Raw genomic sequence first — 22,304 nt, forward strand, 5'->3', positions numbered from 1 at the left:
AACTAATGAAATCAGAGTGTTTTAGTGTGCACCTGAATCAGAGGCGTGTCATCCAAGGGCGGTAAAACCTTTCTCGGACGTCCCGGATAGATGACCGGAGAGTAATCAACCGGGTGAACGAGTTCAGCTCGAGTATGAACAACCGTGAGACCCTTTTGAGCCAATGCTTCATCAAGACCTGCCGTTAAGCGTTTGAGTGCATCGGTTTCTTCCTGAGGCTCTTCAACGGGCTGCGTGTTTTCAGCCTCAACGACCTCGATCGTTTCCTTTGTTTCTTCGACCGTATTGTTCGTAACCTCAGATTCCGTAACCGTTTCAGTGACAGAAGACTGTTCCGTAGCAACGGCTACTTCTTCAGCGCGCGGACGTTCTGTCACGGGCTCGCGCTTCATATTGGCAATGTTGCTTTCCACATTGACGTGGCGCGGTTCAATCGTCTGAACGGGTTCAGCAGAAGGTAGCTCAGATTGATCAATCGGAGCCGTGCGAACCTGTGCTTCCTGCATATATTCTTCAGGCGGCACAATCGGAGCACGATTCATTTCTTCGGCTTCGACTTCAGGCGGAATACGGTCACGACGAGCGGATGTCTCGTCGTTAAAACGACGACGGCGACGCGGGCGACGTTCAGAAACGCTGCGTTCAGTTTGTTCTTCCTGTGCCACCGGTTGCACCACAGGTGCTGTTTCAGGCATATCGTCTGTTGCGAAATTAAAGTCTTCGTCAGACTTTACTTCTGCAGCAGGTTGCGGTTCAACTTCAGGTTGAGGTTGGACTTGCGGTTTGGGCAGTGCAACCTTCGTTTCAGGAGCGGGAAGCAGTTCGGGAGTATCCTCAGCTTTGACGCGACGACGCGGACGACGACGCGTTTGCGTTTCTTTCACGCTGTCCTTATCGGTAGCTTTGCTCTTTTCAACGCTTTCCGTCTTTTGCTCACTGACCGTCTTATCGTCATCTTTTTCCGCGCGGACGCGTTCACGGCGCGGACGACGGGCGTTGAGGTCCTTTTCGCGTCTGTCGCGAGGATTGCGACGGGTGCGGCGTTCGCCTCGAGCTTTTTTCTCGTCTTCTTTCTTATCTTCAGTTTCAGTCTTAGAACCGAAGAGGAAATTAATCAAGCGGCGGAGGAGGCCTGGTTCCTGAGCGGCCTGAGCTCGCTTAGCAGCTTCCTGACGGGCAGCACGTTGCTCGGCCTTCTTATTGAACAGACGATCGGCTTCGTTATGTTCCGGAGCGACTTCAGGCATGAAGTTGCGCAGCACCGGTTCCTGACGTTTTGCGGCCGGTTTTTCTTCCGGCTTCTTCACGCGGTAGGGATCCAGCGTTTCATCATCGGGTTGGATTTCTTCGGCGCGCTTGTAGCTAGCCACTTCATCGTCCAAGCGTTCATCGTCGTAGCGCAGGCGCTCGATATGATAGTGCGGCGTTTCAAGGAACTTGTTCGGAATCAAAACGATCGGCAAGCGATGACGTTGTTCGATCTTTGCGATATCACGACGCTTTTCGTTCAAAAGGAAGCTTGCCACATCAACCGGTACCTGAGCGTGAACAGCTCCGGTTCCTTCCTTCATGGCTTCTTCTTCAAGGATTCGCAAAATCTGCAATGCGCAGCTTTCGGTATCACGGATCACGCCCACACCGTTGCAGCGCGGGCAGGTGATGTGGTTGCCTTCAGCCAATGCCGGACGCAGACGCTGACGGGACAATTCCATGAGGCCAAAGCGGCTGATCTTTGCCATTTGCACGCGAGCACGGTCGTACTTCAAAGCGTCTTTGAGACGTTGTTCAACGGCGCGTTGATTTTTCGGATCGTTCATGTCGATGAAGTCGATCACAATCAGACCGCCCAAGTCACGCAGACGCATTTGACGGGCCACTTCATCGGCAGCTTCACAGTTCGTGCGGAAAGCGGTCTCTTCAATGTCAGAGCCGCGGGTGGCTCGCGCGGAGTTCACGTCTACGGCTACCAAAGCTTCGGTGTGGTCGATAACGATGGCACCGCCCGAGGGAAGGGGGACGGTTCGCGAGTAAGCCGACTCAATCTGGTGCTCGATTTGAAAGCGAGAGAAAAGAGGCGTTTCTTCGCGGTAACGTTTGACTCTGCCCACCATGTCCGGCATGACGTGCGCCATGAACTGACGGGCCTGATCGTAAATTTCATCCGTATCGACGAGAATTTCACCGATTTCGGGTTGGAAATAGTCGCGGATGGCACGAATGACGAGGTTACTTTCTTCAACAATCAAAAACGGAGCCGGATTGGCACGTTTGAGGGCTTCGCCCTTGGGACCGGTGGAATCCGTCACGTATTTCGTGATCGTGCGATTGCCTTCACGTACGGGCAATTCATATTGGGGCTGAGCGGCCTCACAGATGGCTTCCCAGAGTTTGAGCAGGTAGTTCAAGTCCCATTGAAATTCGTCGACCGTGCGACCGATACCGGCCGTACGGGCAATAATGCTCATGCCGGCAGGCAATTTCAATCGATCCATCGTTTCGCGAAGTTCCTGGCGTTCTTCACCTTCGATACGACGCGATACACCGCCTCCGCGGGGGTTATTCGGCATCAAAACGAGGTAACGGCCGGCAAGCGAAATGAAGGTTGTCAAAGCAGCGCCTTTGTTGCCGCGTTCTTCTTTTTCAACCTGAACGATCAGTTCCTGTCCTTCTACGAGCGCATCACGAATGGTGGCCGTACGGACATCAACACCTTCTTTAAAGTATTGGCGGGAAACTTCTTTAAACGGGAGAAAACCGTGGCGATCTTCACCGTAATTGACAAAACAAGCTTCAAGGCTCGGTTCAATACGGGTGATAATGCCTTTATAGATATTGGATTTGCGTTGTTCACGGCCGGCGGTCTCGATATCAATGTCGATCAGCTTTTGGCCGTCTACGATGCCGACGCGCGTCTCTTCGGCGTGCGTGGCGTTAAATAACATGCGTTTCATTGAACACTCCGGGCTGACAACCACTGTCGCAGGTCGTCAAAGTCTGGCGTGCCGTATCAGAAACAAAATCTGTGTCGTTATGGGGGATTCGGCTCTCTCAAAAAGAGCACTCCCATTATTTATCTTTTCTCAAAACCTAAAATCTCCCGAGAGCCTAAACTTTCAGGAAAACGTTGAGAAAACAAATTGTTAGACTTGTGTCGCCACAATAAATTCAGGGGCGGTAGGGAGAGCACCGAAACGAACGAATTCAAAATAGTGAGCCTATTTTGCATCTATGAGCTCAATCCCTCACATGGGGTCTAATAAATACTTTTCACTTCTTCACATCAACAAGTCTGATTTGCCGCCGTCTAATGACGGCAATCCCGGTGGGACTTGTCCGACCACAGATTTTTCTGTACGGCAATAATAACCGTTTTCTTCGGTCCGCATGACCGGTTTCCGACAGAAAACGCTAAACATATACCGTTTGCTGCACACATCGCGTAAAAACGCGGGCTTCACAGTCCGCAAAATATTGTCTTTGCGGCTCAGCCTGTCGTCCATGAAAAGGCAGCTCTTTTCAGGCACACAAAAAACTTTATTGAAGAAGTCCTCCAATAAAGGAAATTTTTAATCAAAACACGGCTACAATGCACATGTTGATTTTCAATGATTGTTGAACAGACAAAACTACATTTGTTGTCTGTATTCAACTCGTCCCCATTATATAGAGTTATGGCAAATTTAGTAGGAAAAACACCGCTCTTTATTTCATCGTCTCAAGCGGTTGCCAAACCCGATGCCGTGGTTTGGATTCGAATCGGAGCCGATGCTGACGGTCAGCGTCTCGATAATTACCTCTTTCGAATCGCCAAAGGTGTTCCTAAAAGTCACATTTATCGGATTGTCCGTGGCGGAGAAGTCCGGGTTAATAAAAAAAGGGTCACGGTGGATACGCGTCTTTATGATGGGGATGAACTTCGGGTGCCGCCGATTAGAGTCTCCAATACTCCAAAAAAAGAGGTGGCCCGTCCGATCGATGACGTAGAATTGCCGATTTTGTACGAAGATGAGCACATTTTAGTGGTCGATAAGCCCGCGGGCCTTGCAGCACACGGAGGTTCAGGCGTGAGTTTCGGTCTCATCGAACGGCTTCGTTCGGCTCGTCCGAATCAACCTTATTTGGAATTGGTGCATCGCTTGGATCGTGATACAAGCGGTGTCATGATGCTTGCCAAAACCCGTAAGGCTCTTGTGAGACTTCATGAAATGATTCGTGAGGGTCAATTACATAAATCGTATAGAACACTCGTTTTGGGTGATTGGGTCAATGACCGTCAGCACATTAAAGCGCCGTTATATAAATTTGTGACTGCCAACGGGGAGCGTAGGGTTTGTGTGGATGAAGAAAAGGGGTTGCCGAGCCACAGTATTTTTCAGTTGATCGAGCGTTTCGGTTCCGTATCCTATTTAAATGTTGATTTAAAAACCGGTCGCACGCACCAGATTCGTGTTCATGCTCAATGGGCAGGTCATCCGCTCGTAGGTGATGATAAATACGGAGACTTTGAGGAAAACAAAAAAATTGCAAAAGGCAGTCTCGGGATTCCTTTTAAGCGAATGTTTCTTCATGCTTACCGTTTGGAATTTAAGCATCCCGTGACCGGAGAGTCCATGAGTGTAACGGCTCAGTTGCCAAAAGAATGTGCAGATTTAATAGCTTGCTTGAAACAAGGAAAGGAAAGTTAAACAATGTTCGTGCCGAAATTTGATCTGTTTGTGTTTGATTGGGACGGAACGGTAATGGATACGACCGAGCCCATTGCAGCAGGCATTTGTCATGCATTTGTGGCTTTGGGTTACAAGGACCCGGGTATGCAGGCAGCCAGAAACGTGATCGGTTTGGATTGGCGCTCGGCTATTTTGTCGATTGAACCGGATTTTCGATTTGATCATTACGATCAGTTTGAAGCGGCTTACCGGGAATTTTATTTAGTTAAGGAAAAGGGAATCGGCATCTTTCCGGGGCTTGAAGATTTGCTCAGAAAGATGAAGGCGGCGGGCTTACGTTTGGCTGTGGCCACCGGGAAAAGTCGCAGAGGGTTGGATCGGGTGTTTGCTCAGACGGGTGTCGGTGATTTATTTGAAGCAACGGTTACAGCCGATGAAAGTGCAGGAAAACCCAATCCTTTGATGCTTCAGATGCTGTCTGAAGAAACCGGAGTCGATATCAGCCAGATGGTGATGATCGGTGATACCGAGCATGATCTTTGGTTGGCGAAGAATGCAGGATGTGCCTCAGTTGCGGTGAGCTACGGAGCATTCCCTAAGAGTGAATTATTGAAGTGGAAAGTCCCGGTTGTGGACGACGTGCCCCAGTTGGCTACGGCACTGGGTGTGGATGAACTGCTTAATCATTAAGCAAATCGGCGGGCCAAACGGCCCGCTTTCTTTTACGCCTGACGCCAAAAACTTCCGGTCTTTTTGTGAAATCCGCCTTGATTTTGCTTTTTTATCGGCATCTTCTTCACAGGCATCTTTTGCGCAAGAATGGCAAAAATAGTCGGCAGTTTCGGCAAATACACCTCTTCTTTTAACCACTCGGCTGCATTTTTCGTTTTGATGAACTCACTCTCGCCCGTAATATCGCACGCAACGGTAATGCGGGTTAAGGGATGAAGGCTTTGAGCGAGAAATTTTAAAAACGCTTGATTGCGATACGGTGTCTCAATAAATATCTGGGTTTCGCCGTGGACGCTGTGACGCTCAGCCTCTTTCAAAGCCTGTGTGCGGCTCGGTTCTTTAATCGGTAAGTAGCCTAGGAAACGGAAATGCTGTCCGTCTAAGCCACTTCCCATCAATGCCAGAAGGATAGAGCTGGGACCGACCAAAGGCTTAACCGTAATGTTTAATTGCTGAGCACGTGAGACGATGCTGGCGCCGGGGTCTGCTACGCCCGGGCAACCCGATTCACTGACGATTGCGATGTTATGACCGTCGGAAAGGGGAGATAACCATTCGTCAATTTTTGACTCATCGGGTTGATGTCCGATTTCTTCAATATGAAGTTCATTGATGGGTGTGGGGTGAGAGGCGGCTTTTAAGTACGAGCGGGCACTTTTAGCGTTTTCTGCTAAAAAATATTGAGTTTGTCTCAATACTGCCAGGGTACCTGCGGGCAGTGTTTCTTCCACAGCACGATCTGCGATTCGGTTGGGCAACAGATAAAGAATACCGGCCATTACTCTTCCTCTCCGATTCCTTCAATGACTTCTAATCCCGCCTTCGCTAATAAATTCACGGTTTCGATCAGAGGCAATCCGATAAGAGCCGTGGGGTCCGTTGAACGAACTTCTTTCATCAGCGCAATGCCAAGTTTTTCAATTTTTGCCGAACCCGCACAGTTAAAGGGTTGCTCACGATCGAGGTAATGCTCAATTGTTTTTTTCGAAAGCGACTTCATGGTTACAACCGTGGGCACCATGGTTTCAAAAATTTCTCCCTTTTCGGAGATGACGCAAAGAGCCGTGAGAAAATAAACGGTCTGACCCTGCATGGAGAACAATTGTTCAAGGGCCCGTTCACGGGTGTGGGGTTTACCGAGAATTCGGTCTCCGAGGACTGCGACTTGGTCGCTGCCGATGACAATAGCCTCACCGACCTGCTCTTTGACCTTCAGAGCTTTTTCACAGGCGAGTCTCACACAGAGTTTCTCCGGCGTTTCGCCTTCGAGTCGGCTTTCATCAATATCGGCCGAGACACACTCGAAATCAATTCCCAACCGTTGCAATAATTCTTTTCTGTACGGGGAACTTGACCCCAAAACCAATTTCTTCTGTAACATACGCTCGTAACCTTTTTGGGAGTAAACAATGTCGAGAGGCAATCAAAATTTTTCTACCGTCGACATTTTCGCGGTCGCATCAAACCGTCAGAAGATTAACACAACGGTGACGATTTCGGAGATGCCCGAATTATCCGGCCTAATTATTAATAGCGAAAAGGTCTTACCTTTTGAAGTGCAAATTGAAGGCACCGAAGGGGTAAGGGGCTTGCCGGGAGCAATCTTGACTATTACGGGCCGCGTTCAAATGCGTTGTACGCGTTGCACTCAACCGATCGATATTGAAATTGACCGAGAGGTTCCTTTCCTTTTTGTTCGCAGTGAGGCAGAAGCTAATCGTATTCCGATTGAAGAGGATGAAGATTGGGAAGTGGTTGTGGGCTCGGAACACATGAATGTGGCCGAGTGGGTTCAGGAAGAAATTATTTTGTCCTTGCCCACATTTCCGCGTCATGACGATTGTCATGCACCAGAAAACCACACATCGAGTGGTCAAAGTGAAGAAGAAATAACACAAAGACCGAAACCTTTTGCTAACTTACGAGACTTATTGAAGAAAAACTGATATAATCGCAAAACTTTTTTCCAAGCTTTAGGTAATGGCATTGGCAAAATGCGCATATCTAGGGTATAATCGCGTGTTTTCTTAAAGTGGGGTATTGCTATGGCAGTCCAACAAAATAAAAAATCGACCAACAAGCGCGGCAATCACCGTGCTCATGATTTCTTGACGAACCCGGCTACGGCTGTTGAACCGAAGACCGGTGAAGTTCACCTCCGTCACCACATCAGCCCGAACGGCTTCTATCGTGGTAAGAAGGTGATCGACGTCAAGGGTGAATAATTCACTTGATTAAGAAAATCGCTTTCAGGGTTGATTCTCGACTTTAGCCTTCGCCGGCAACGCCGAAAACCCCACAGCCAATGTGCAAAACGTTGCGGTGGGAGACAAAACGGGAAACGTTGAAAGACAGATTTTCAGAGTCGATTAAAAAAGGGGAATCCGTGTTGGGTTCCCTTTTTTGCATCCAGAGCCGACGCTTTTGTCTCTAATGGCTTCCAAGGAAATGAAGCACTTTTTCTAAAAAGATCTCCGGACACTCCTCCTCAGGAGAGTGACCGCAGTCAAGCGCTTCGCCTGACACATCAATTGCTTTGTCTTTCCAGGTGCCTACAACATCGTAGAGCTTGCCGACTGTGCCTCGCGCTCCCCAAAGAAGATAAAGCGGGCACTCAATACGTCGATCAGAATCGGCTTTGTCATCTTCCAAATCAATCGTTGCCGCGGCTCGATAGTCCTCGCAAATGGCATGGATAGTGCCGGGGTTTCTGTAGCAGCGGAGGTATTCTTTGAAAGCACGTTCTTCGACGACGCCTTTGATTTTGATCTGGCCGTTGATGTGATGATGTAGGAAATATTCCGGCTCAAATCCGATCAGTTTTTCCGGAAACGGTTCAGGTTGAATCAGAAAGAACCACCAAAAGTATTTCGTTGCGAATTCTTTGTTCGTCAACGCATACATCGTTGCGGTAGGAGCAATATCGACAAAAACGGTTTTGGTTACTGCCTCGGGATAGTCCAAGGCCAGACGGTGTCCGACCCGAGCCCCTCGGTCATGACCGATGAACGCAAATTTTTCGAAACCGAGCAAATGCATCAACGACATGAGGTCTTTTGCCATTTCGCGTTTGCTGTAGGGGCGATGATCCGGTTGACTTTCAGGCTTTTCTGTATCGCCGTAACCTCTTAAGTCAGGCAGGATGACCGTATGAGTTTCGGCAAGTTTCGGTGCGATTTTTCGCCAAATGATATGCGTGTGCGGATGACCATGGACCAGAAGAATCGGAGAGCCTGAGCCGCCTATGGCAAAACGCATCTTGATTCCGGTTGCAAGCTTCGCATTAAAAAGATTGAATCCCGCAATAAAATCTGATGGTCCGATTCCGATTAATTTATCGCTCTCCATGGCGTCTCCATTTTCAAATCCGATCTCAGCGCATCAGCTCTTTTTTGATATTTTCAGCCTTTTCGCTGTATTCATCGGTCTTATCATTGATGAAATTTTTGGCTGATTCGTAATGATCCATCAGAGAATCGCCGGCCTTTGAAAATTGCGATTTCAAGTCTGTATAACCTTCAGCGATACAGTTTTCTGCCAACGTTTGGGCTTTTTCAAGGCCTTCTTTTTGAGCGACTTCATTAATGTAGCTGACACTGCAAGTTGCATCCGTTATATCGAGCTCATTGGCAAACGAGTTCGAAGCACCCACTAAAAGAAGGGGAATAGTAAACAGAAAAGGTCTGATCATCGAAAAAATCCTAGGAAGTTTTTTAGTTCAAGTAAGTTATCATGTATTGATTTGAAAATCTTTGAAATTTTGTTACAAAAACCGAAATTTTTTATTCTTAATAGGCAAAGAGTAGGCTTTACAATTAGGGAAGTTTTTTCGAGAAAGGCTTTAGTTTATGCCTCAGATCTATTCAAAAATTATCGGTACCGGTTCGGCCTTGCCGCAACGGGCAACCGACAATCAGGCCCTTGCCGATGAGCTCGGGCTACGTGGAATTCAAACAAGCGATGAGTGGATTCGCACAAGAACAGGAATTGAAAAGCGCTACCTTGCCGAGCGCGGTTTAACGACAACACAGTTGGCCGAACGCGCCGCTAAGTCCGCTCTTTGGGATGCCGGGGTTGATCCGTCAGAAATCGACCTGATCATTGTGGCGACGACGACGCCCGACATGATTTTCCCGAGCACTGCCTGCCAGTTACAAAAACTGTTGGGTTGTTCCAAAGGCGCAGCCTTTGATTTACAGGCTGTCTGTGCAGGTTTTATTTATGCGCTGACTAACGCTGATGCGTTGATTCGAACCGGTGTTTATAAAAAAGCTATTGTGGTCGGTGTCGATATCATGAGTCGCATCGTTGACTGGGATGATCGCTCAACGTGTGTACTTTTTGGAGACGGAGCCGGTGCGGTAATTTTAGAAGCTTCAAATGAACCCGGTATTTTGGCTGCACGTTTATCCGTTGATGGTACGCTCGATGAAAATGTTTTGGGCTGCAAAGCTTTTATCAACGGCGGAGAGGTCCACGGAGACCCCTACGTACGAATGGACGGGCAGCACGTTTTTCGTATGGCCGTGAGCTCCATGAGCGAGAGCGCCAAGGCTGTTTTGTCCGATGCCGGCTTAAGTGTTGAGGACATTGATTGCTACGTGCCTCATCAGGCGAACCTTCGTATCATGCAAAAGGTCGCTCAAAAAATCGGAATCGATGAAAATAAAATGGTTGTGACTGTTAACCGTCACGGTAATACGTCGGCCGCCTCGGTGCCGTTGGCACTCGATAATGCGGCTCGTCACAATGATATTAAAAAGAACGATATTGTTTTAATGCAAGCTGTCGGGGCAGGCATGGCTTGGGGCAGCGTTTTGGTTAAATGGACCAAGGAGAATAATCAATGAAATTAGCATTTGTCTTCCCCGGTCAGGGCAGTCAAAGTGTCGGCATGTTGGATAGTTTCGCCGAGAACCCTCATGTGCAGAGTGCTTTGAAGACTGCTAATGATGCGTTAGGTGAGAATCTCGAAGAGTTGATTCACACGGGCCCCGCTGAAAGTCTCAATATGACGGTCAATACGCAACCGGCCATGTTGACTGCGAGCGTAGCCTTGTATCAGGCCTGGCTTGCCATGGGCGGTAAAAAGCCTGAAATCATGGCCGGTCACAGCTTAGGCGAATATTCTGCTTTGACGGCTGCCGGCGTTTTTGAATTGGCCGATGCCGTGCGTTTGGTTCGATTCCGTGCCAAAGTCATGCAGGAAGCCGTTCCTGCCGGTCAAGGCGGCATGGCAGCCATTATCGGGTTGACCGATGAAGCTGTGCAGCAGGTGTGTGAAGAGGCCGCAGCGGCGGGCGTTGTTGAAGCGGTTAATTTCAACTCACCCGGTCAAGTGGTCATTGCCGGAGAGAAGGCTGCAGTAGAAAAGGCTTGCGAAGTGGCTAAGTCTAAAGGTGCAAAGCGCGCATTGGTTCTGCCGGTTTCTGCTCCGTTTCACTCTTCATTGATGAAGCCTGCAAGCGCTGCTCTTAAGGAAAAACTTGAACAAACACCGATGAAGGCGCCTGAAATTGACGTCGTCGCCAATGTTGACGTGAAGATTCACACGGACAAAGAAGCCATTATCGAAGCACTCGCCTTGCAAGCAGCCGGTGCCGTGCAATGGGTCAAGACCATTGAAGCGTTCAAGCAAATGGGCGTCACCCACATTGTCGAATGTGGTCCGGGTCGAGTGTTAGCCGGTCTAATTAAACGAATTGACTCTTCGATTGTTGTGAAGAACATCAACTCTCAAGAGTCTCTTGATTCCGTTTTAGAAGAGATTAACGCTGCCGAATAATGGCTTAAAAAGGATAGAGAAATGAGTACTGTTTTTACCGCTGATGCTTTAAAGGATCAGGTTGTTTTTATTACCGGTGCCTCTCGTGGTATCGGAGCCGGAATTTTGGATGCGTGCCTGGCTGCCGGCGCTACGGTTATCGGGACAGCTACGAGTGAATCGGGGGCTGCTCGTATTACTGAAAAAATTGCTCAAGCAGGCGGCAAGGGTGAAGGCGTCGTTTTAAATGTTACCGATGCCGAACAAAGCGAAAAAGTGTTAGCCGATGCGGCTGCAAAATTCGGAGCGGTGACGGTTTTGGTTAACAATGCCGGTATCACGCGTGACGGATTGGCCATGCGTATGAAAGACGATCAGTGGCAGGAAGTGATCGACACAAACTTGACTCCGGCTTTTCGCTTGAGCCGTCTGGTTATGCGCGGCATGATGAAAGCCCGTTGCGGTCGCATCATCAATATTGTGAGTGTGGTGGGTTCCATGGGTAATGCCGGTCAGGCTAATTACGCAGCTGCTAAGGCAGGTGTTGCGGGTCTCACGCGTGCATTGGCTCGTGAGCTCGCTTCCCGAAATATTACTGTCAATGCCGTGGCGCCCGGCTTTATTGAAACGGATATGACGAAGGCCCTGCCCGAAGATCACCGTGCGGCATTGCTTGCACAAATTCCGCTTGCCCGCCTGGGACACACGGATGATATTGCCAACGCGGTTGTCTTTTTGGCTTCACCCGCTGCCTCTTATATCACCGGCGTGACCCTTCACGTCAACGGTGGCATGTATATGGTGTAGTCCGAACGGATGAGGGTTTTTACCCTCATCTTTTCTTTCGCTCTGATAAAATACTAAGAAGTTAATTTTTCGGCGCAACCATCTGGCTGCGTCGTTTCGAATTCTCAGCAAGGAGACATATCAAATGAACGACATCGAACAACGTGTCAAGAAGGTTATCGCCGAACAATTGAGCATTAATGAAGCAGACATCAAGAACGAATCTGCTTTCATCGAAGACCTCGGCGCCGACTCTTTGGATACGGTCGAATTGGTTATGGCTTTGGAAGACGCTTTCAAGATTGAAATCCCGGACGACCAACAAGAAAAGTTGCGTACGGTTCAACAAGCGATTGACTACATCCAAGCCAACGCTAAGTAATTTTTGCCATCTCTGAGATGGATGCCCCGCCTTAAACACCAAGAAATTGGTCGCTTTCAGGCGGGGTTTTGTTAATGAATAAATTCTGCAAAGGGAGAATCTCCATGCGTCGTGTTGTGGTAACCGGATTAGGTATGGTTTGCCCGATCGGTAACGATGTGAAGACCAGTTGGGAGAATGCTTTGGCCGGCCAAAACGGTATCGGCCCGATTACACATTTTGATGCGAGTGGTATGGGTTGCCAGATCGCCGGCGAAGTCAAAGACTTCAATGTCGAAGACTACCTTCCCGCCAAGGAAGCCCGCCGTTACGACCGCTATGTTCACTACGGGGTGGCTGCCGGCGTTCAAGCCATCCGTGATTCCGGTCTTGATCTTGAAAAAGAAGACCTCACCCGCATCGGCTGCTCTGTCGGTTCCGGTATCGGCGGCTTGGGCATGATCTGCGACAACTATCTGGCACTTCATGAACGCGGTGCCCGTCGTGTTTCTCCCTTTATGATTCCCGGAACGATCATCAACATGATCTCCGGCCAACTTTCGATTATGTTTGGGCTCAAGGGGCCCAATATTGCACACGTGACCGCCTGTACGACCGGCCTGCACGGAATCGGTGAAGCCAGTTGGATTATTCGTCGCGGAGACGCTGATGTGATGGTAGCGGGAGGCGCCGATGCCTGTATTTGCCCTGTGGGTGTAGCTGGCTTTGACAATATGCACGCTTTGAGCCGCCGCAATGACGATCCGGCTCACGCATCTCGCCCCTTTGATAAAGACCGTGACGGTTTCGTGATGGGCGAAGGCTCGGGCGTGGTTGTCATTGAAGAGCTCGAACACGCTCTGGCTCGCGGTGCGAAGATTTATGCCGAAATCGTGGGTTATGGTTTATCGAGCGATGCCAATCACATCACCACGCCCAATACTGACGGTCCGAAGCGTTGTATGGAAATGGCTATGGCACGCGCTGGCATCAAGCCCGAAGACATTGACTACCTCAATGCTCACGGCACCTCGACACACGTAGGCGATGCCAATGAAACGAAGGCCATTAAGGAAGCGTTCGGCGAGGCAGCTAAGAAATTGGTGGTCAACTCCACGAAGTCCATGACCGGTCACTTGTTGGGCGGCGCCGGTGGCGTAGAATCCATCTTTACGATTCTGGCTGTTAAGAATCAAGTGTCGCCTCCGACGATCAATATCGTTGAGCAGGATCCGGAATGTGATTTGGATTACTGCGCAAACAAGGCTCGTCCGATGACGATTCGTTACGCCATGAAGAATTCCTTCGGTTTCGGCGGTACGAACGGTACCTTGATTTTCAAGCGTTGGGAAGAATAATTCCGACGGGATTATGATCCGACGGCCCGAAAGCTCAGAAAGAGTTCTTCGGGCTTTGCCTTTTTTAGGAGCAATGATGGATATACAAAAAGACAATCAAATGTATATGCAAGTGGCCATGCTTGCGGCTAAAAGAAGCTACGCCAAACGCCTTAAAGTGGGCTGCGTGATTGTAAAAAACAACTCCATCATATCGATCGGTTGGAACGGTATGCCCACCGGTTATGACAATTGTTGTGAAATGGAAGTCGACGGCAAACTCGTGACGCGTCCTGAAGTGCAGCACGCTGAGCTTAACGCTATTGCTAAGCTTGCCTATAACGGTTATTGCAGTAAAGACGCCGCGATTTTCATCACGCACAGCCCCTGCATTCACTGCTCGTTGTTGATTCAAAAGTGCGGTATTTCACACGTCTACTACCACGAGATGTATCGAGACGATGCCGGTATTAAATTTTTGAAAAGTGCCGGGATCGTCGTCGAGCAGCTTTAAGGAAAAATTCTCTCCCAAAGGCCTGCAATTGGACACATATTTGCAGGCTTTTTTGTTTTTGCTACAGTGGCTTGCGTGTTACAATGAGCCTCGCTTCGGAATAAAGGGAAAGGCAGTTTTTTCTAGCCGGTTTTCCCATTGGTCCGAAAACGTTTCAACGATAACGAAATAGACCTAATGAACAATATTCGAAATTTCTCAATTATCGCTCACATTGACCATGGAAAATCGACCTTAGCCGATCGTCTGATTCAGCGCTGCGGGGGATTGTCCGATCGCGAAATGCAATCGCAGGTTTTGGACTCCATGGATCTGGAAAAAGAGCGCGGCATTACGATTAAAGCGCAGACTGCGGCATTGAAGTACAAGGCCCAAGACGGTCAAACTTACGAACTCAATCTGATTGATACCCCGGGGCACGTGGACTTCTCCTATGAAGTGTCGCGTTCGCTCAGTGCCTGTGAGGGCGCACTTTTGGTGGTTGATGCCACACAAGGCGTCGAAGCTCAGACCGTTGCCAATTGCTACACCGCAATTGATCTCGGCGTCGAAGTCATTCCTGTTCTCAATAAGATGGACCTTAATTCGGCCAATCCCGATGAGGCCAAGGAAGAGATTGAGGATGTGATCGGTATTGATGCCACGGATGCTATTCCCTGTTCCGCCAAGACCGGTATGGGAGTCGATGACATACTTGAAAGAATTGTGCGCGATGTCCCGCCTCCTAAAGGCAGTGACACGGAACCCTTGCAAGCTTTGATCATCGACAGTTGGTTTGATAACTACGTCGGCGTGGTGATGCTTGTGCGAGTGGTCAACGGTGTCATTAAGCCTAAAGATAAGATTTATCTGATGGCAACCGGTGCTACGCATTTGGTTGAGCAAGTCGGTAAATTCACGCCGAAATCTACTCAGTGTGAAAAGTTGGCTGCGGGCGAAGTGGGTTTCGTGGTAGCAGGTGTAAAAGAATTGCGTGATGCCAAGGTTGGTGACACGATTACGCTTGCCAACAAGATGGCTCAGGCTCCCTTGCCCGGTTTCAAACAAGTTAAACCTCAGGTCTTTGCCGGTCTTTATCCGGTGGAATCCAATCAGTACGAAGCTCTTCGTGACGCCTTGACAAAACTGCAGCTCAATGATGCGGCGCTTCAATTTGAACCCGAAGTCTCTCAAGCCTTAGGGTTCGGTTTCCGAGCCGGTTTTCTGGGCCTCTTGCACATGGATATTGTGCAGGAGCGCCTCGAGCGTGAGTTTGATATGGATCTCATCACAACCGCTCCTTCGGTTGTTTACGAAGTGCTTAAAACCGACGGAGAAGTGATTCAGGTGGAAAATCCCTCGAAGCTTCCCAGTCCGGACAAAATTGCAGAGATTCGCGAGCCGATTGATACCGTAACGATTTTTGTCCCAAGTGACTATGTAGGTACGGTGATGAAACTCTGTAACGAAAAGCGCGGTGTGCAAACAAACCTTGCCTACCACGGTCGTCAGGTGCACTTAACCTATGATTTGCCGCTTGCAGAAATCGTCTTGGATTTCTTTGACCGATTGAAGTCGCTCACTCGCGGTTATGCATCCATGGACTACGAATTTAAGGAGTACCGTGCTGCCGATGTTGTGAAGGTGGATATGCTTATCAACGGGGATCGAGTCGATGCGCTCTCATCGATTATTCACCGTTCGAATTCTGTTGCCCGTGGACGCGAAATCGTAACCCGTCTTCGCTCTCTTATTCCACGTCAGATGTACGACGTAGCGATTCAGGCGGCGATCGGTGCCAACATTATTGCCCGTGAAAACGTCAAAGCCTTACGTAAAAACGTGTTGGCCAAGTGTTACGGCGGTGATATAACCCGTAAGAGAAAGCTCCTTGAAAAGCAAAAAGCGGGTAAAAAACGTATGAAACAGGTCGGTACTGTGGAAATTCCGCAGGAAGCCTTCCTTGCCATTTTGCAAGTCGATGAAAAGTAGTCGGGGGTCATCATGAATTTTTCCTTGGTCTTGATGTTGTTGACGGTGGCCACCGGCATCATCTGGTGTTTGGACCGATTCCTGTGGCGTCCCAAACGTTTGGCTCGTGCCAAAGAGGAAGCTGATCGTTTTACGGAGTTAAACCGCAGCGCAATCGACAGCGGCGAGATGAGTGTAATCGGTGAAGCTCAGAGCATTTATCAAAAGTTAAGCGCGCAACCCAAATGGATTGAATACACGGGTGGCTTTTTCCCGGTCATCCTTTTTGTATTCGTGATTCGTTCTTTCTTAGCTGAACCTTTCCGCATTCCGTCCGGCTCAATGTTGCCCACGCTGCACTCAGGTGACTTCATCCTGGTCAATAAATACGAGTACGGCCTGCGCTTTCCGGTTTTCAATTTTGCGATCACCGAAGGCTCGGCTCCCAAACGCGGCGATGTGATTGTTTTTAAATATCCGCTTGATGAAAACGTGGATTTCATTAAGCGCGTAATCGGTGTGCCCGGAGACGAAATCCGTTACGTGGACAAAAAGCTTTATGTGAACGGTAAGTTGCAGGAAACAACGGTCGACGGAACGTTTTTTGATAAGGAAACCTACACGGATCTGAAGCAATTTGATGAAAACCTTGACGGAGTTGTTCATAAAATTGTTGAAAACGACAAGGTGCCTTCAATGGCCCGACCGGTTCAGGGCCATAACGGCTTGAATCAGTGCCTCTACAACATGGGTGATGTGGTTTGCCGTGTACCCAAAGATCATTTCTTTGTGATGGGCGACAACCGAGACAATTCTGCCGACAGCCGCTACTGGGGTTTTGTGGCTCGAGACAAAATTGTCGGTCATGCTTTCTATATCTGGCTCAATATCAGTGACATGAGCCGAATCGGTTCAATTCACTAGGAGAGCGAAGATGCTTCCATTGGAAAGTCTAGAAGAGAAAATCGGTTATCGCTTTACAAACCGTAAGTTGTTGCAGCGGGCTGTGACGCATCGCTCTTTCGGTGCGGAAAATAACGAGCGACTCGAATTTTTGGGCGATTCCGTTTTAAATTGTGTAATCGGTCAGGCCCTCTTTTTACGTGACTCTCATTTCAATGAAGGATCACTGTCGCGTGTTCGTGCCAACCTTGTTTGTCAGGATGCTTTAGCCGAAATTGCCAATCGTTTGGTTTTATCCGATTACCTGCGTTTGGGTGAAGGAGAAATGAAAACGGGGGGTGCTCATCGTCCCTCCATTCAGTCCGATGCCATGGAGGCCATCTTCGGCGCAATCATGACCGAAAGTGGTTTTGATACGGCCAAGGGTGTTATTCTGAAACTCTATGAGCCGATTTTAAGCAAACTAACCCCTGAACGTATGGGCAAGGATGCAAAGACGCTTTTGCAGGAATTTTTGCAAGCTCACCATTTAGGATTGCCGGAGTACACGGTTGTTGATATTCGGGGCGCTGCGCACGATCAGACATTCGATTGTCAGTGCGATGTGAAAAAACTCGATATATCTGTCAAAGGTACCGGCAAGAGTCGACGTTCAGCCGAACAGGCTGCTGCTAAGATTGCCTACGAGTTAGCTGAACAACATTTTCACGGTAAGAAAAAGGGGAGCCACTGATATGACTGAATATCCTGAAGATTTTCGCTGCGGTTATATTGCGGTGGTCGGCCGTCCCAATGTCGGTAAAAGTACTTTGATCAATACCATTATCGGTGAGAAGGTCAGCATTACGTCCAAAAAACCGCAAACGACCCGCAATCGTGTCTTGGGAGTGGTCACCAACGACAAGGCTCAATTTATTTTCGTGGATACTCCGGGCTTTCAAACCAAGTACGGTAATGCGCTTATTCGCGGCATGAACCGCTCTGTGCGAAGCACTTTGGGTGAAACAGATGCAGTGGTTCTTGTGATTGAAAGCAGTGGCTGGAAGAGTGCCGATGAAAAGGTACTCGAGCTCATCAGCCCTCAAGCCAAGAACGTTATTTTGGCCATTAACAAAGTCGATTTGATGAAGGATCGCGATGCGCTGCTTCCTTTGATGGCTCAGTCGATGGCAAAGTTCCCCTTTGCGGCCATTGTGCCTGTGTGCGCTGAAAAAGGTAAGCAGGTATCCGACTTGATGGCAGAAATTGAAAAGCTATTGCCTGAAAATCCGCCCTTTTTCGATCCGGATATCTACACTGACAAGTCCCCTCGTTTTCTGGCAGCCGAAATTATTCGTGAAAAAGCCTTCCGTTTGTTGGGGGATGAATTGCCCTACGGCATTGCGGTGACGATCGATAAGTGGTCAGAAGATGACAAACGGGCAGAGATTATCGCCACGCTCATTGTTGAGCGTGAGGCCCATAAAGGCATCGTGATCGGCGCTCAGGGCGAAAAGCTTCGAGAAATTTCCCGCTTGGCTCGTGCCGATATCGGTGAAATGCTTGGCAAAAACGTCTACCTTGAAGTTTGGGTTCGGGTGAGAAAAGGTTGGAATGATGATGCCCGTGCTCTGAAAACCTTGGGCTACGAGTAATGGCAGAAGTCAGTGTAAGAGCCAAAGAACGCCGCGTCAGTGAGGATGACGCGGCTTTTGTGCTTCAGAGCTGGAACTGGAAAGAAACGAGTCTGCTCGTCGAATTTTTCACTTTAAAACACGGAAAAGTGCTTGCGGTTGCGCGTGGTGCCAAGCGACCGGGCAGTCATTTCAGAGGGCTTCTCACCCCATTTTCTGCCTTGAAAATCGCTTTTTCAGGGCAAAATGAAGTGAAGAATCTTCTTAAAACCCAGTGGTTGGGCGGCTACTTCCCGATTGAGGGTGATGCGCTCTTCTCGGCCTTTTATGTCAATGAACTTTTAGTAAGGCTTTTGGCACGAGAAGATGAGATGCAGGATCTTTTCACCGCTTATGTTCACGTATTGGAAAAGCTCGCAGACTCGGATAACAACCATGAAGTCGCCCTTCGGACTTTCGAACTAGAGCTGATGGAGTATTTAGGTTACGGGTTGCCTGTTACCGGTGAGCCTTGGTATTGGAACGGAGAGGAGCTCAAACCCTGGACTCCTGATACCATTGAAAGCGAGCGATATTTGGTGATATCGCCCGAGATGATTCAAAAACTTCACAATCGGGACTTCAGAAGCAAAGAAACATTGGCTTTTGCCAAATTGCTGATGCGTCGGATGATTGCTCATTATGTGGGTGATAAGCCGCTTAATACGCGTCGGATTGTGGAAGAACTGAAAAGACTTTAAAACAGAGGACAAATGTGATCAGAGGCATCGGATGTGACGTGGTCGAAGTCAAACGAGTACGAGACGTACTTGAGACGCACGGCGAGCGCTTTATTCGCAAACTTTTAACCGAAAATGAGTGGCCTTTGTATCAAAAGCGCCTTTCGCTTAGTAAAGACCATGCTTTGGCTTTTGTCGCCTCACGGTGGGCCGTTAAAGAGGCGGTATCCAAGGCGCTCGGCACGGGCATTGCTGAAGATGTCACGTTTCACTCGATGGAAGTGATGCACAATGCCAAAGGGGCTCCGCTGATGCTCTTTAAAGATCCGTTAAGAGAGCGTCTCATGCAGGAAGGTCTTTTTGTACATGTGTCGATTACGGATGAAAAAAGTGTGGTGGCCGCATTTGCCGTGGCTGAACAACGTTTAGAAGGAGCTCACTGATGGGACCGCTTGTACTGGATATTGAGTCAACGCGACTGACCTCAGATGATATTCGTCGAATTTCACACCCCTTGGTGGGCATGGTGATTTTGTTTACCCGCAATTATGAAAATCGCAAGCAACTCACCGAGCTTTGTCGGGACATTCATGCGATTAAGCCCGGCCTGCTCATTGCAGTTGATCATGAAGGCGGAAGGGTACAGCGCTTTCGTGAAGGCTTTACTCAAATTCCGGCGATGTCCAAATTGGGCGAGTGCTGGGAAAAGAGTTCTGAAAAGGCGACGCTTGCGGCTATGGCCTGCGGGTACGTGTTGGCAGCAGAATTGAGAGCCTGTGGCGTAGACATGTCTTTTGCTCCGTGTCTGGATGTGAATTTCAACCGCTCTCAAATCATAGGTGAACGTGCCTTTTCAAGTCAACCCAACGTGATCACTCAACTGGCTTTAGCGCTGATTCAGGGAATGCGTTTAGCCGGAATGAGTAATTGCGGCAAGCATTTTCCGGGTCACGGTTGGGTCATCGCTGACAGTCATCTGGAATTGCCGGTCGATGATCGCCCTTTGGAATTTCTCTCCGAAAAAGACCTTAAACCATATATGTGGATGGGACAGGCCTTGGATTCCGTGATGGCCGCTCATGTGCTGTATTCTCAGATAGATTCGAAGCCGGCCGGTTTCTCCGAATATTGGTTAAAGACCGTTTTGCGTGACAAACTGCACTTTACCGGTGTTGTTTTCTCCGATGACCTCTCGATGAAAGGTGCTGTCGCTGCGGGCAATGTGACAGAGCGGGCACAGGCAGCTCTTCAAGCCGGTTGCGACATGCTAATTCTCTGTAATGACTTTGCTGCTTCAGACACGCTTTTGCAGACTCTGACATTTGCCGATAGCCCCGAGAGAGCTGATCGGGTCAAACGGTTGTTGCCTAAAGGTGAAGCGCCGGATTGGGAGACAATGGTTCAATCAGCGCTCTATAAGCGTTCTTTGGCTTATTTGAAGGAGTTTATTTAATAAAACGGGACAATTTTGAAGGTTTTTGAAAAAAAGTTTCAAAAAGGTCTTGCTTTTTATTTTAGAGTCTGTAAAATAACAAACCTGTCGCGGGAATAGCTCAGTTGGTAGAGCGCAACCTTGCCAAGGTTGAGGTCGCGAGTTCGAGACTCGTTTCCCGCTCCAAATTCTGAAAAATAGCTCGGTTTTTCCGGGCTATTTTCGTTTCCGGCCGTTTAACCCTGAACTTTTCATCAACTAGATGATATTTTTGGGTAGATCCACTCCGGCACTCAATATCAATTCACGGTTGGATTTGGAGATTTCATCCCAATAGCGTTTCAGTGTGCCATCGAGTCGCCAAAGCTTGATTCCACTCAGCGTATCCAAGTACTTAGGTGTACTGTCTGAGGGCAACTTTTTATCACTGAGGCGCTTTTTAAGCATCAAAAGTAAGCTCAGAGCCAAGTAGGTAACAAACACCTTACCTTCCAGGGCTTTCTCTTCACACTTCATTCTCCGTCCCGAACATCGATCTTTGTAGTTACAGAAAGCTTTTTCCACCGTATCCCGATTTCGATAAATTAATAAAGCCGCGGCCGCATCCTTAACCGTGTTGCTCATCAACACAATCAAACCGGCTGTTTCTCTAAACTGCGCCCACTGCATCTCATCGAGTTCCCAATGACCCAATGAGTCTTTCTTGTAGAAGCGCCTAAAAAGCGGATCATCCGGTGCTTGGCCACTTTCCTCAGCCTTTTGCTTTAATCGAGCTAAAGCTTGCAAAATATTTTCAATATCGTCTGTTTCTTTTTGTTTACTGAAGTACACGTGGATATAAACCGTCTGATCGCTACGACCACTTGTTCGTGTATTGATCACCCACGGCATCGCTTCGGTATAGCAGAAGGCTTCAACCTCTTCTCGGTAGGCTCTGGGATGGCATAACCGCAATGCAGGCAGCGCTCGTTTCATCGTTGCTTGTATAAAGCTCGAGTTGCGTTTAGCGCCAATGACAAAACCGATATCCTGTTTAAGCATGGAGGTTAAATTGTTCAACGAGAAAAAACCTCTGTCGAGGATTAACTGAATGGGATCTAAATCCAATTGAGTTAAATCCAAAAACAGATTTCTCAATAAACTGCAGTCATTTAAAGACCCGTCTAAAACCTTGTAGAAAACCGGTTCTCCACTAATCTCATCGAGCAATAAGGCGATGTTAAATTGCGGCAGTGAGTCCTCTTCCTTGTTTTTACCGTATTTGACCTTACGGATAGTCTTGGAAAAAGAAGAAATTGAAGTGGTATCGAAAGCCCAGTAACCTCCATCGACCAGAGTTTGACTATGAGCGGCCCGACGTTTGAGATAAGAGAAGCGTTGCTCGTCGCTGATGGATTGAAACAGTCTGGTAATAGCGGTTGGATTAAGAGTTTGCTCTGTGGGCAAATAGGTGCGTTGAGCAAAACTCTCGAAACTGCAGACAGAAGAATGAGGCTGCAGGATTAAGAACATGGCCAAGGACAACA

The 22,304-nt window shown here is 48.6% G+C and carries 23 protein-coding genes and 1 tRNA gene; 18 read left to right on the plus strand and 6 right to left on the minus strand.

What is annotated here, in order from left to right; genetic code table 11:
* Positions 1 to 11: 11 nt before the first annotated feature.
* The gene (locus H5985_RS03090) at positions 12 to 2,951 is read right to left on the minus strand and encodes an Rne/Rng family ribonuclease (RefSeq protein WP_205049854.1); all 2,940 of its coding nucleotides are present in this window, start codon (positions 2,949 to 2,951) and stop codon (positions 12 to 14) included.
* A 720-nt stretch (positions 2,952 to 3,671) separates the two neighbouring features.
* Between H5985_RS03090 and H5985_RS03095 the strand changes: the two genes are divergently transcribed.
* Both H5985_RS03095 and H5985_RS03100 read left to right on the plus strand, forming a co-directional pair.
* Positions 3,672 to 4,685 carry an RluA family pseudouridine synthase gene (locus H5985_RS03095; RefSeq protein WP_205049855.1) on the plus strand — a complete coding sequence of 338 codons (1,014 nt, stop codon included), beginning with the start codon at positions 3,672 to 3,674 and terminating at the stop codon, positions 4,683 to 4,685.
* Between the two features lie 3 nt (positions 4,686 to 4,688).
* Positions 4,689 to 5,357, plus strand: a complete 669-nt coding sequence (locus H5985_RS03100; protein ID WP_205049856.1) for an HAD-IA family hydrolase — start codon at positions 4,689 to 4,691, stop codon at positions 5,355 to 5,357.
* A 32-nt stretch (positions 5,358 to 5,389) separates the two neighbouring features.
* Here H5985_RS03100 and H5985_RS03105 read toward each other — a convergent pair whose 3' ends face one another.
* Both H5985_RS03105 and H5985_RS03110 read right to left on the minus strand, forming a co-directional pair.
* On the minus strand, positions 5,390 to 6,178 hold the full coding sequence (locus tag H5985_RS03105; RefSeq protein WP_205049857.1) for an SAM-dependent methyltransferase: 789 nt from the start codon (positions 6,176 to 6,178) through the stop codon (positions 5,390 to 5,392).
* Positions 6,178 to 6,780, minus strand: coding sequence for a Maf family protein (locus H5985_RS03110; protein WP_205049858.1), 603 nt, complete (start codon positions 6,778 to 6,780; stop codon positions 6,178 to 6,180). The genes H5985_RS03105 and H5985_RS03110 overlap by 1 nt, the downstream gene beginning before the upstream one ends.
* 28 nt (positions 6,781 to 6,808) lie before the next feature.
* Between H5985_RS03110 and H5985_RS03115 the strand changes: the two genes are divergently transcribed.
* Positions 6,809 to 7,345 carry a YceD family protein gene (locus H5985_RS03115; protein WP_205049859.1) on the plus strand — a complete coding sequence of 179 codons (537 nt, stop codon included), beginning with the start codon at positions 6,809 to 6,811 and terminating at the stop codon, positions 7,343 to 7,345.
* A 99-nt stretch (positions 7,346 to 7,444) separates the two neighbouring features.
* Entirely contained in the window at positions 7,445 to 7,624 is a 180-nt protein-coding gene (gene rpmF / locus H5985_RS03120) for a 50S ribosomal protein L32 (protein ID WP_022472295.1), read from the plus strand.
* 205 nt (positions 7,625 to 7,829) lie between these two features.
* Here the strand turns inward: rpmF and H5985_RS03125 are convergent, their stop codons facing one another.
* A complete protein-coding gene (locus H5985_RS03125; RefSeq protein WP_239481571.1) occupies positions 7,830 to 8,747 on the minus strand; it encodes an alpha/beta fold hydrolase in 918 nt (305 codons plus the stop codon).
* 25 nt (positions 8,748 to 8,772) lie between these two features.
* On the minus strand, positions 8,773 to 9,090 hold the full coding sequence (locus H5985_RS03130) for a hypothetical protein (RefSeq protein ID WP_205049860.1): 318 nt from the start codon (positions 9,088 to 9,090) through the stop codon (positions 8,773 to 8,775).
* Positions 9,091 to 9,247: 157 nt separating this feature from the next.
* Here H5985_RS03130 and H5985_RS03135 point away from each other — a divergent pair, with 157 nt between their 5' ends.
* The 14 genes from H5985_RS03135 to H5985_RS03200 all read left to right on the plus strand — a co-directional run bounded on the left by H5985_RS03135 (position 9,248) and on the right by H5985_RS03200 (position 20,964).
* The gene (locus H5985_RS03135; RefSeq protein ID WP_205049861.1) at positions 9,248 to 10,249 is read left to right on the plus strand and encodes a beta-ketoacyl-ACP synthase III; all 1,002 of its coding nucleotides are present in this window, start codon (positions 9,248 to 9,250) and stop codon (positions 10,247 to 10,249) included.
* Entirely contained in the window at positions 10,246 to 11,184 is a 939-nt protein-coding gene (gene fabD / locus H5985_RS03140; RefSeq protein WP_205049862.1) for an ACP S-malonyltransferase, read from the plus strand. Before H5985_RS03135 ends, fabD begins: the two co-directional genes overlap by 4 nt.
* A 21-nt stretch (positions 11,185 to 11,205) precedes the next feature.
* Positions 11,206 to 11,970: a 3-oxoacyl-ACP reductase FabG gene (gene fabG / locus H5985_RS03145; RefSeq protein ID WP_205049863.1), complete on the plus strand. Its 765-nt coding sequence runs from the start codon at positions 11,206 to 11,208 to the stop codon at positions 11,968 to 11,970.
* Positions 11,971 to 12,094: 124 nt separating this feature from the next.
* Complete coding sequence (gene acpP / locus H5985_RS03150) at positions 12,095 to 12,331, plus strand: acyl carrier protein (protein WP_022473006.1); 237 nt, start codon at positions 12,095 to 12,097, stop codon at positions 12,329 to 12,331.
* Between the two features lie 98 nt (positions 12,332 to 12,429).
* The gene (fabF, locus tag H5985_RS03155) at positions 12,430 to 13,668 is read left to right on the plus strand and encodes a beta-ketoacyl-ACP synthase II (RefSeq protein ID WP_205049879.1); all 1,239 of its coding nucleotides are present in this window, start codon (positions 12,430 to 12,432) and stop codon (positions 13,666 to 13,668) included.
* 76 nt (positions 13,669 to 13,744) lie between these two features.
* Positions 13,745 to 14,161 (plus strand): deoxycytidylate deaminase, encoded by a 417-nt coding sequence (locus H5985_RS03160; RefSeq protein WP_205049864.1) that lies wholly within the window; start codon positions 13,745 to 13,747, stop codon positions 14,159 to 14,161.
* A gap of 177 nt (positions 14,162 to 14,338) precedes the next feature.
* Entirely contained in the window at positions 14,339 to 16,132 is a 1,794-nt protein-coding gene (gene lepA / locus H5985_RS03165; protein WP_205049865.1) for a translation elongation factor 4, read from the plus strand.
* Positions 16,133 to 16,144: 12 nt separating this feature from the next.
* Positions 16,145 to 17,035, plus strand: a complete 891-nt coding sequence (gene lepB, locus H5985_RS03170; RefSeq protein ID WP_205049866.1) for a signal peptidase I — start codon at positions 16,145 to 16,147, stop codon at positions 17,033 to 17,035.
* A 10-nt stretch (positions 17,036 to 17,045) separates the two neighbouring features.
* Positions 17,046 to 17,747 (plus strand): ribonuclease III, encoded by a 702-nt coding sequence (gene rnc / locus H5985_RS03175; RefSeq protein ID WP_205049867.1) that lies wholly within the window; start codon positions 17,046 to 17,048, stop codon positions 17,745 to 17,747.
* 1 nt (position 17,748) lies between these two features.
* Positions 17,749 to 18,648, plus strand: coding sequence for a GTPase Era (gene era / locus H5985_RS03180; protein ID WP_205049868.1), 900 nt, complete (start codon positions 17,749 to 17,751; stop codon positions 18,646 to 18,648).
* Positions 18,648 to 19,367: a DNA repair protein RecO gene (gene recO / locus H5985_RS03185; protein WP_205049869.1), complete on the plus strand. Its 720-nt coding sequence runs from the start codon at positions 18,648 to 18,650 to the stop codon at positions 19,365 to 19,367. The genes era and recO overlap by 1 nt, the downstream gene beginning before the upstream one ends.
* Positions 19,368 to 19,381: 14 nt before the next feature.
* Complete coding sequence (acpS, locus tag H5985_RS03190; RefSeq protein WP_205049870.1) at positions 19,382 to 19,789, plus strand: holo-ACP synthase; 408 nt, start codon at positions 19,382 to 19,384, stop codon at positions 19,787 to 19,789.
* A complete protein-coding gene (nagZ, locus tag H5985_RS03195; RefSeq protein WP_205049871.1) occupies positions 19,789 to 20,799 on the plus strand; it encodes a beta-N-acetylhexosaminidase in 1,011 nt (336 codons plus the stop codon). The genes acpS and nagZ overlap by 1 nt, the downstream gene beginning before the upstream one ends.
* Before the next feature lie 89 nt (positions 20,800 to 20,888).
* Positions 20,889 to 20,964, plus strand: a tRNA-Gly gene (locus H5985_RS03200).
* 72 nt (positions 20,965 to 21,036) lie between these two features.
* Here H5985_RS03200 and H5985_RS03205 read toward each other — a convergent pair.
* Positions 21,037 to 22,304: IS1634 family transposase (locus tag H5985_RS03205; protein ID WP_205049872.1), on the minus strand; the 1,268-nt coding region annotated here is incomplete at its 5' end.

Origin of the sequence: Parasutterella secunda, assembly GCF_016901835.1 — a bacterium.
GTDB classification, from domain to species: Bacteria; Pseudomonadota; Gammaproteobacteria; order Burkholderiales; family Burkholderiaceae_F; genus Aphodousia; species Aphodousia faecavium.